The organism is Pseudomonas juntendi (assembly GCF_009932375.1).
Classification (GTDB): domain Bacteria; phylum Pseudomonadota; class Gammaproteobacteria; order Pseudomonadales; family Pseudomonadaceae; genus Aquipseudomonas; species Aquipseudomonas juntendi.
Window position 1 is genome coordinate 1 of sequence record NZ_BLJG01000374.1, and the last position, 424, is coordinate 424.

Annotated in this window: 1 protein-coding gene; it reads right to left on the reverse strand. The window is 60.6% G+C overall.

The window, feature by feature from the left end; all coding sequences use genetic code 11:
• Positions 1 to 424, reverse strand: a 424-nt coding sequence (locus GYA94_RS26085; protein WP_174824211.1) for a cytosine permease, incomplete at both ends; no start/stop codon positions are given.

The following is a 424-nucleotide window of genomic DNA, read 5'->3' on the forward strand; positions in this document are numbered from 1 at the left end:
CACCAGCAAGCCGAACAGCCAGGACAGGTCGGCGCCTTCGACCAGGTTGGAGTACGGCCCGACATACAGCGAGGTATTGGCAAACGGCAGCTGCACCAGGATGCCGCAGGCATAGGCAACGATTGCATGGTGATTGAAACGGCCATAGATGCCGCCGTCGGCACTGAAGATCGAGGCGATGTCGTACTGGCCCTTCTTGATCAGGTAGAAGTCGATCAGGTTGATCGAGGCCCACGGCACCAGCACCAACAGCAGCGCCAGGATCAGGCCGATGAACTGGCCGATGAAATCTGCCGAGGCGTTCAGCGCGACCATACCGCAGCCCAGCAGTATGACCGAGGCCAGGATCACCCGAACCTTCACGCTGGGGGTCCACTGGGCAACGAAGGTCTGGATTGCAGTCACGATCGACAGCACCGCGCCA